This is a genomic window from Flavobacterium sp. (genome assembly GCF_046073885.1).
Classification (GTDB): domain Bacteria; phylum Bacteroidota; class Bacteroidia; order Flavobacteriales; family Flavobacteriaceae; genus Flavobacterium.
On record NZ_JBJTND010000061.1, the window covers coordinates 1 to 7,920 of the forward strand.

The 7,920-nt window shown below is 33.0% G+C and carries 6 protein-coding genes; 3 read left to right on the forward strand and 3 right to left on the reverse strand.

Annotated elements, in window-relative coordinates:
• Positions 1 to 147 precede the first annotated feature (147 nt).
• From ACKOWY_RS08085 to ACKOWY_RS08095, 3 genes are all read right to left on the reverse strand, one after another.
• The gene (locus tag ACKOWY_RS08085) at positions 148 to 1,767 is read right to left on the reverse strand and encodes a M1 family metallopeptidase (RefSeq protein ID WP_408940931.1); all 1,620 of its coding nucleotides are present in this window, start codon (positions 1,765 to 1,767) and stop codon (positions 148 to 150) included.
• A 71-nt stretch (positions 1,768 to 1,838) separates the two neighbouring features.
• Positions 1,839 to 3,545: a WG repeat-containing protein gene (locus ACKOWY_RS08090; RefSeq protein ID WP_408940932.1), complete on the reverse strand. Its 1,707-nt coding sequence runs from the start codon at positions 3,543 to 3,545 to the stop codon at positions 1,839 to 1,841.
• Positions 3,546 to 3,558: 13 nt separating this feature from the next.
• The gene (locus tag ACKOWY_RS08095) at positions 3,559 to 5,187 is read right to left on the reverse strand and encodes an acyl-CoA carboxylase subunit beta (protein WP_408940933.1); all 1,629 of its coding nucleotides are present in this window, start codon (positions 5,185 to 5,187) and stop codon (positions 3,559 to 3,561) included.
• Positions 5,188 to 5,336: 149 nt separating this feature from the next.
• Between ACKOWY_RS08095 and ACKOWY_RS08100 the strand changes: the two genes are divergently transcribed.
• The 3 genes from ACKOWY_RS08100 to ACKOWY_RS08110 form a co-directional block, all read left to right on the forward strand.
• On the forward strand, positions 5,337 to 5,981 hold the full coding sequence (locus ACKOWY_RS08100) for a DUF47 domain-containing protein (protein ID WP_408940934.1): 645 nt from the start codon (positions 5,337 to 5,339) through the stop codon (positions 5,979 to 5,981).
• Positions 5,982 to 6,010: 29 nt separating this feature from the next.
• A complete protein-coding gene (locus tag ACKOWY_RS08105) occupies positions 6,011 to 7,291 on the forward strand; it encodes an anion permease (RefSeq protein ID WP_408940935.1) in 1,281 nt (426 codons plus the stop codon).
• Between the two features lie 226 nt (positions 7,292 to 7,517).
• A partial coding sequence (locus ACKOWY_RS08110; protein WP_408940936.1) for a carboxypeptidase-like regulatory domain-containing protein occupies positions 7,518 to 7,920 on the forward strand: 403 nt, incomplete at its 3' end.

The following is a 7,920-nucleotide window of genomic DNA, read 5'->3' on the forward strand; positions in this document are numbered from 1 at the left end:
AATTGAAGGCGAGCCATTTAATGTTGATTCTACTGTTTTCGATTCCTTGGATAAATACGAACATCCAAAAGAACTAATTTTTGTACCTAAATTTAAAGAAACAGAAAACGGTAAGGTAATTCGAAAAGCAAGTTGGAAGTAATTAATTTACTCAATTCGAACATCAATATAAAAGTTATTGGTTAAGACTTTAACTTCATCATTTGGTTTTAAATCCCCCATTATTTGCCAATCTAATGTTGGATACATTCTAATCTCTTTTCCATTTACATCAAGATCTATTGGCATGTTGAAATTAGGTTCATTGGCATTCCATTTGAACTCTAAATTAGAGTTGTTTTTTCGAATTAACAACTCAGGAATATTAGAATAACGCAAATATTGATTGAAAACTGGAGTTAGATTCATATTGCTTTCTTTATTAAAAAAAGAAACAACAGTTTCCGTATCAATAATTTTGTGTTTGTAAGTGGTAGAGTAGTCTAAAATTAGTTTCCACCATAACTCTTCATTGTGAATTATGTGACGCAACGTATTCAACATCAAAGCACCTTTGTAATACATATCTCCCGATCCTTCCTTATTCACACCAAACGGACCAATAATAGGTTCGTCATTACTTACATTACGTTTCATTCCGTTCATGTATTTTTGTGCTTTTTCTGCTCCATATTGGCATTCAACATAAACGACTTCGCTATACATTGTAAAACCTTCGTGAATCCACATATCGGCAATATCGCGGGAAGTAATGCTATTTCCAAACCATTCATGTCCACTTTCGTGAATGGTTATGTAATCAAACAATAATCCAATTCCTGTTCCCGAAAGATCACTTCCTAAATAACCTTTTCTATACTTATTTCCGTAAGCAACAGCACTTTGGTGCTCCATACCTAAATAAGGAGTTTCAACTAATTTGTATCCGTCTTCTTTAAAAGGATAGGTTCCAAATTTACTCTGAAAGCAATTCAGCATTAATTTTGCCTCTTCAAAATGGTTTTTGGCCTTTTCTTCATTCCCTTTTAAAACATAGTAATCCAAATCTAAGTCGGCTAGTTTGTCATGAAGGTGAGCATAATCGGCAATATTTACCGTAATGTCATAGGTATTTATAGGGTTTTTTACTTCCCAATCCCAACGAGTGTAACCGTTCTTCAAATCCTGACTTCCTTTAAATCTTCCATTGGAAACATTCATTAAGCCATTTGGCACTGCCACTTTTATTGTTGCACCATTATCCGGCTCATCACTTTGTGAATCTTTAACCGGGTACCACAAGCTAGCGCCAGTTCCTTGACATGCTACAGCTATCCATGGTTTGCCTTGCTTGTCTTTAGTAAAAACAAATCCACCATCCCAAGGTGCATTTTTTGCAATTATCGGTTTACCCGAATAATAAAAACGAATTTTAGCTTCGCTGTCTCTCTTTAAATCTGTTGGAAAGTCAATGAATACAGCATTAAATTCTCTTTTATAGTCTAATTTTTTTTTGTTATAAAAAATAGAATCGACATGCATGTTTTGAAATAAATCAACCTGAATTTTCTTAGTATTTTCAACAACTTTAAAACTAATATCATTATACCCAACAATTGATTTTTCATCAATATTGATTTTGATATTCAAATCATAGTGCTGCACATCAAAGCATGTGCGCTCTGGTCGCAAACCTCCTTGAAGGGAATCTTTTCTAGTAGCTATTTCTTGAGCTGAAAGAAATTGAAAACTGAAAAGGATAAAACTTTGAATAAATATTTTTTTCATAATTGAATCGATTACTGGATGTTAGTTTTTTGATAAATTAAAAGTTGATATTAAAAAAGATAAATTTCGATTTAATGCGAAGCCATGTCAACTTGAGTACCTTGATAATCTATCAAGTAATTGCTTTTTCTACCGTCAATTTTTGAAAGTCCGTGATAAATTGTCGAATGGTAAAATCTGTCTGATAGGTCAGTACATGGTGCCATTGGGATAATAATTTTACCATCGAAATTGCAAACTGCCATTTGTGCTTTTTTGTAAATCATGAAATAATTTCCTCCAAGGTATTTGAAATAATCGTATTCGTAAGGCAAGATAATCGTATTAGTTCGAATATTTAAAAGGCTTAAATCAGGATAGTTATTAGCTTGTTTTTTTCCTATTATTACAAAATCATTATGAAAACTTTTTTTTATAATGTCGTATTTGTTTTCAATCATTGGTTTGAAACTATTATCTAGCAAACCGTATTTATCCTCTTTTTTGATGATAAAATAATTATTTTCTTTTTGATTGTAATCATGATCTATAGGCATGGTTAGTTCACCATAACCATCGTGTTCTTCAATTGTGCATTCTGGAGTGATTTCATCATAAACGATTTCGGTCAACTTTTCTCCTTTGGTTGATAAGATACCTTTTTTTCCCTCTTTCGTAACCTTAAAGAATGCAAACCCTGAACCCAATCGATTGAAGTAGCCTTCTACATTATCATAAATAAATGGTATGGCAATATTTCCGTAAGTATCGATTACACCTTCCTTTGTTCCGATTTTAGCTTCCATAAAATCAGGTCCAGAGGATCCGAAAGAATCATAAATAAAATCTGATTTTTGATTTAAATCCAAATCGAAAATGGCTGTTTTTCCTTCTTTTTTAATCCAGTAAATTTTATTAAAACTATCTATTCTATCGTAGGTTTCTTGTAAAAGCAATTCTCCTTTGGTATTGAATAGATTGTACTTTTTGTCTTTTATGGCGATAATTTTGTCTTTTTGAACCACCATTAGATTAGAATAAATGGCAGGAAGAATAAGTTTGTTAGTTGCCAAATCTATTAAGCCCTGATAGTAATATTTATTTTCGACTTTTGCCTGTATTATAGCAAAACCATTATCCAGTTTTTGAATAATAGTTCCATAAGGTGATGTTTCGTACTTTTTTTCTGGAGTAGAGTAGTTAGAAAAGTTATCATCATAATAACGAGTCTCTTGGACAACCTCTGACTCGCCTTGTTGATTGTTGTTAACTTTTTTCAATAACTTTCCCTGTGGGCTAAAATACATTTCTTCATTTCCTTTGCTAGCGAAAATAACCGAATCAGTTACTACTTCTTTTCTTTGAGTTCTATTCACACTTTTTTTAGCTTCGCAGTTAATGTAATCGTACTCCAAAGGCAAAATGACTTTTCCTCTGTTCGAAATTAAGCCATATTTCTTGCCAATCTTTACCGGATAGCTTTCATGAAATCCAAACATTACTGTAGTGTAACTGATATTCAAGCCTTCAATGCCGTCGTATATGGCAGGTGTAACCTCTTTAGCTGTATGATCTAAAATTCCAAGTTTTTTATTCTTAATATAAATGGCGTATACCAAAAGTGGTTTTGTAGATACCGTATCAAATGCGGAAATCGCCTGATATTTTTTGTTCTTCAAAAGGAGTTTATAATCTGTTAGATTCAATTCTCCTTTACTGTTATAATTCAGTTTTTTTTGTGCAGTTATTGTTGTAACAATTAAAAAAAAGTACAAAAAATAGTTTATGTTTTTTCTCATTATGTATTTTGATTTACACCTGAATTACGCCTAAATTAAATTTCTTATCAATAGGAGCGTGGTTGGCTGCTTCAATACCCATAGAGATCCAAGTTCTTGTGTCTAACGGATTAATAATTGCATCAGTCCACAACCTTGAGGCTGCATAATACGGAGAAACTTGCTCGTCGTAGCGTGCTTTTATTTTATCAAATAATTCTTTTTCTTTCACTTCATCAATCACTTCGCCTTTTGCTTTTAAAGCTGATGCTTCAATTTGCGCCAAAACTTTAGCTGCTTGCGTTCCACCCATTACAGCAAGTTCCGCACTTGGCCATGCAAAAATCAATCGAGGGTCGTAGGCTTTACCACACATGGCATAATTTCCCGCGCCATAAGAATTCCCAACAACAACTGTGAATTTTGGCACCACCGAATTGGCTACTGCATTCACCATTTTGGCTCCATCTTTAATGATGCCCCCATGTTCACTTTTTGATCCTACCATAAATCCAGTAACATCTTGAACGAAAACTAAGGGTATTTTCTTCTGATTACAATTGGCAATAAATCGGGTTGCTTTGTCAGCAGAATCAGAGTAAATCACCCCGCCAAACTGAATTTCTCCTTTTTTGGTTTTAGAAACCATTCTTTGATTTGCTACTATTCCAACTGCCCAGCCATCAATTCGGGCATAAGCAGTAATTATGGATTTACCATAATCTTCTTTGTATAGATCCAATTCCGAATTATCAACCAATCGCTTGATGATTTCCATCATGTCGTATTGTTCTGCTCTTGATTTTGGGAGTATTCCAAAAATATCGTCTTCTGCTAACGCAGGTTTTTGAGGTTTTTCTCTATTAAATCCGGCTTTATCATAATCGCCAATTTTACTTACAATACTTTTTATTCGGTCGAGCGCATCTTTATCGTCTTTGGCTTTATAATCAGTTACACCTGAAATTTCACAATGCGTTGTAGCTCCGCCTAGTGTTTCATTGTCAATATTCTCACCAATAGCCGCTTTCACTAAATAGCTTCCAGCGAGAAAGATACTTCCTGTTTTATCTACAATCATGGCTTCGTCACTCATAATAGGAAGGTAAGCACCTCCAGCCACACAACTTCCCATTACGGCAGCAATTTGGGTAATTCCCATGCTGCTCATTTGGGCATTGTTTCTAAAAATGCGGCCAAAATGTTCTTTATCTGGGAATATTTCATCCTGCATAGGAAGATAAACACCTGCTGAATCAACTAAATAAATGATTGGTAAACGGTTTTCCATTGCGATTTCCTGGGCACGAAGATTCTTTTTACACGTAATAGGAAACCAAGCCCCCGCTTTTACAGTAGCATCATTGGCTACTACAATGCATTGTTTACCTTTTATATATCCAATTTTCACGACCACACCGCCAGAAGGACAGCCTCCATGCTCTGTATACATTCCGTCACCTACAAAAGCACCAATTTCTATGGAATTTGCTTTGGTATCCAATAAATAATCAATTCGCTCCCGAGCCGTCATTTTGCCTTCGGCATGTAATTTTGCAATTCGTTTTTCTCCGCCACCCAGTTTCACTTTTGCAAAACGTTGTTTTAAATCGGATAATAGAAGTTTATTGTGGTCTTCGTTTTTATTGAAGTTGATGTCCATAAAAGGTTTATTTAATGAGGCTAAATTACAAAATCGAAATTAAAAAAGTAACTATATTAATAAACATTGTTAGTTATATTTTTAATCAAATTTAATATTGGCTTAACATTAAATGGATATATTTGCAGCGTATAATAAATTAATTAAAAATGACCTTAAATAATATTTTTCAGTTTTTAGTTCCTAAGGATAAAAAATTTTTCCCTCTATTTGAGCAAGCAGCAGCTAATTTAGTTGTTTTGGCAGAAACGTTACACGAAGCAGTTAATGCTCCAACTAATGAACGTGAAGATTATTTCCGAAAAATTGAAGAACTAGAGGTTACTATTGAAGAAATCACACATAAAACACACTTAGAATTAAGTAAGAATTTCATCACTCCATTTGACAGAGAAGATATTCATGCTTTAATAAAAGCTATTGATAATGTGGCTGATTATATGCATGGGGCTGCAAGTAGGATGCGTTTATATCAAGTTGAAAAAATCACTAAATCTATTCGAAAATTAACCGAAATTAATTTAGAGGCTTGTTTGTTAATCAATGAAGGTATTAAAGAATTAAAAGACTTAAATAACACCAAGTTAATAAAAGATACCTGTAAAAAAATCAATAAATTAGAAAGTAAAGCGGATGCTGTATTTGATAAAGCGGTTTCTGATATTTTTGAAAACGAAACTGATGTTAAAAACATTATTAAATATAAAGAAGTGCTTTCGGCTTTAGAATCGGCTTCAGATAAATGTAAAAGTGTTTCTAATGTAATGGAGCAAATCTCTGTAAAACACTCTTAATTTAATAACAATATTTTTATTAAATCCCCATGACTTTATTAATTGTTATTATAGTACTTGCCTTATTATTTGATTACATAAATGGTTTTCATGATGCAGCCAATTCTATCGCTACTATTGTAGCAACCAAAGTACTAACTCCCTTTCAAGCCGTTTTATGGGCTGCTTTTTTTAACTTTTTAGCCTATTGGGTATTCGGTTTTGGGGTGGCAGATACCGTTGCAAAGACTGCAAAATCTGAAAATATCGATTTAACAGTAATTCTTGCAGGTATTCTAGCTGCAATTATTTGGAATTTAATCACGTGGTGGAAAGGAATACCTTCTTCATCTTCCCATACTTTAATTGGAGGGTTTGCAGGTGCTGCAATTGCACATGCGGGATTTCATGTAGTTAACTGGTATAAACCAGGAGAAAACGGAGGTTTGCCTTCTGGAGTAGCTATCGTTATAGCTTTTATTGTATTAGCACCTCTTTTAGGAATGATAATATCCTATTTCATTTCATTATGGATGATGTATTCCTCCAAGAAATTAATCCTACCTAAAGTTTTCACATTTACTTTAATAGGGTTGGTATTGTGGTTTTTATCAACAGTAATGATATTTGATATCGAAAAACCACGTTTTGAAAATCATTTTCTAGCAATAATTAGTGAGCCAGGAAATATTAAATGGTTGCTTGTTGGCTTTATATTTTTTAGTTTGGCAATCTTCAATTTATCTTTTAGTTTTTTATCTACAGCAAAAGCTGAGAAAGTATTAAAAAGAATGCAATTACTATCTTCAGCTGCTTTTAGTTTGGGTCATGGAGGAAATGACTCTCAAAAAGTAATGGGTATTATTGCAGCTGCTGTAGCTGTGTTTTTAAGAACACATCCGCATTATAATATGTCAGATGGTTTGTTAGATCTTAATGTAATACTGCCTAACGAGGATAAAGGTATTAAAGCCAATATGCCTGAGTGGATTCCGATTGCTTGTTATTCAGTAATTGCTGCAGGAACACTTAGTGGAGGTTGGAAAATTGTTAAGACTATGGGGTCTAAAATCACCAAAGTAAATGCTTTTGAAGGTGTTGTTGCAGAGTCTGCTGGTGCGTTAACTTTATTTACCACAGAGCATTTTAAAATTCCGGTTTCTACTACACATACTATTACTGGTTCTATCATTGGAGTTGGAGTAACAAAAAGGGTATCCGCAGTTCGTTGGGGAGTGACCGTTAAATTACTTTGGGCATGGATATTAACTATACCAGTTTCAGCATTATTAGCTTGTATTATTTATGAATTACTTTTGTTATTTATTTAATACACTGACTATTAAACTCTTTTTTTTTGTGTTAAATTAATATTATTCCTATCTTAATTAGATAGGATTTTTTTTCTAAATCCAATCTCTTAACATTAAGATAACAATAAAAAAATATAATAATAACAGTCGAATTAATTAATGTGCATGTTTATAGATTTATTTTTGCAGCACTAAAAAACACACATTTACTATGAAATTAAAATTATTTTTTACTACTGTATTTTTGTTTACGATAGGTTTCTTATCTGCACAAATTACTACTTCATCTTTATCTGGTAAAGTTACAGATGGAAATGCACCAGTTGTTGAGGCAAATGTTACCTTAACTCACTTACCGACTAATTCTGTTTATGAGACTACCACAGACAAACAAGGTAGATTTAATTTAGAAAACCTTACTGTTGGAGGTCCATACAAGATTACCATTAAGAGTATGGAAATAAAAGAATATACCACTACACAAATTCAATTGTCGTTAGGAGAAAATGATTTACCTGTAATTAAGGTTCAAAAAACGGAAAACAAATTGGAGGAAGTCGTTGTTACAGGTAAAAAATCTTCTTCGAGAAATGGAGGAACAAATATCAGCCAAACGCAAATTAATGGATTGCCTAATATTAATAGAG